The 1,923-nt window shown below is 72.0% G+C and carries 2 protein-coding genes and 1 pseudogene; all 3 read left to right on the forward strand.

Annotated features, from left to right (window positions below; all coding sequences use genetic code 11):
• A pseudogene (locus G6016_RS16690) lies at window positions 1-198 on the forward strand (hypothetical protein); the annotation flags it as partial.
• Window positions 195-1,106 carry a tRNA pseudouridine(55) synthase TruB gene (gene truB / locus G6016_RS16695; protein ID WP_182633714.1) on the forward strand — a complete coding sequence of 304 codons (912 nt, stop codon included), beginning with the start codon at window positions 195-197 and terminating at the stop codon, window positions 1,104-1,106. The pseudogene G6016_RS16690 and the gene truB, both read left to right, overlap by 4 nt.
• 14 nt (window positions 1,107-1,120) lie before the next feature.
• A partial coding sequence (locus tag G6016_RS16700) for a bifunctional riboflavin kinase/FAD synthetase (RefSeq protein WP_338403661.1) occupies window positions 1,121-1,923 on the forward strand: 803 nt, incomplete at its 3' end.

Raw genomic sequence — 1,923 nt, forward strand, 5'->3', positions numbered from 1 at the left:
GGGAATGTTGACGACGACGAGGCCGCCGCCGGTCCGGTCGTGACCGGATCCCTGCGTTCACGGATCCTGGTCGATCCCGGGGCGGTAGACGGTGGGGCCGACCTGGTCGAATTCCACGGACGCTGGGTTGTCCGGGGCGGATACGTGGCCTCGTCGATCGTGCTCCGGCCGGCCGGTCTGGATACCGTGGACCCGTGAGCCCCCGCCGACCCGACACCCGCCCCGCGCCCGAGCCCGGCCTCGTGGTGGTCGACAAGCCCTCCGGGATGAGCAGTCACGACGTCGTGGCCCGGCTGCGCCGATTCTTCGGCACCCGCAAGGTCGGCCACGCCGGCACCCTCGACCCCATGGCCACCGGCGTCCTGGTAGTGGGAATCGAGCGGGCCACCAAAATGCTCGGGCAACTCGCCCTCGAGACCAAGTCGTACGAGGCGACGATCCGCCTCGGGCAGACCACCACCACCGACGACGCCGAGGGCGAGACCACCGGCACCACCGACGCCTCCGGGATCACCGACGCTGCCATCGACTCGGGTGTCGCCGCGCTCACCGGGGAGATCGATCAGGTGCCCTCGGCCGTCAGCGCGATCAAGGTCGGCGGTCGGAGGGCCTACGACATCGTCCGGTCCGGCGAGGAGGTCGAACTCAAGGCCCGACACGTGACCGTGTCCCGATTCGATGTGCTCGAACGTTCCCGAACCGGTGAGACGGTCGACCTCGTCGTCGTCGTCGATTGTTCCACCGGAACCTACATCCGGGCACTCGCCCGGGACCTCGGTGAGGCGCTCGGCGTGGGGGGACATCTCACCGCACTACGGCGAACCCGCGTGGGGCCGTTCGGACTCGACGTGGCCCGCACCCTCGACCAACTCGAGGCCGCCCCCGAACTCTCACTCGACCTCGACGCGGCGGCGTTGGCAGCCTTCCCGCGGCGCGACATCGACGCCGAGCAGGCGGAGGGCCTCCGCCACGGCCGGTGGCTCGAGGCGCGCGGCGACACCGGCGTCGTCGCGGCGGTCGGGCCGGACGGGCGTGTCGCGGCGCTGGTGTCCGAATCGGGACGGCGGGCCTCGCCCGTGGTGGTCATGCGACCGGCCGGACTGTGAGGAGCGGGCGTAAGGTGGTCGCCGTGCATTTGTGGCGGACGTTCGACGAGATCGTGATCCCCGACGGCGGTACCTCGATCGCCCTCGGGGTGTTCGACGGACTCCACCGGGGGCATCGTGTCCTGGTGGACCGTGCCGTCGAGCTCGGGCGCGAGCTCGGTGCCGCCCCCGTGCTCGTGACCTTCGATCCGCACCCGGTCGAGGTCGTCCGGCCCGGATCCCACCCGATGGTCCTCACGCCGCTCGAGCGGCGCGCCGAACTCGCCGGCGAGGCGGGCGTCGACGCGGTGTTCGCGCTGCCGTTCGACAAGGAGATGGCGTCCTGGGAGCCCGCCGCGTTCGTTGACAACGTACTGGTCGACGGACTCGACTGCCGAGCCGTTGTGGTGGGGCGCAACTTCACCTTCGGCCGCCGCGCCTCGGGGACGCCGGAGACCATGCGCAGACTCTGCGAGGAGCGGGGGATCGCCTGCGAGGTGGAGGACCTCCTCGAGATGGGCAGCGAACGCGTCTCCTCGTCCCGGGTCCGCGGGCTCCTGGCCGGATCCGACGTCGCGGCCGCCGCCGAACTCCTCGGGCGCCCGCACCGCGTCGCCGGCCCCGTCGTGCACGGCGCCGGACGCGGGGGACGCGACCTGGGGTACCCCACCGCCAACCTCGACCTGCCCGAGTACACCGCCGTGCCCGTGGACGGCGTGTACGCCGGATGGTTCACAGTCACCGACGACGGGCCGGTCGACGGGACGATCGTCCCCGGACGTCGGTACCCGGCCGCCATCTCGGTCGGCACCAACCCCACCTTCGGGGACACCGCCCG

The sequence above is a fragment of the Dietzia aerolata genome (assembly GCF_014144865.1).
Classification (GTDB): domain Bacteria; phylum Actinomycetota; class Actinomycetes; order Mycobacteriales; family Mycobacteriaceae; genus Dietzia; species Dietzia aerolata.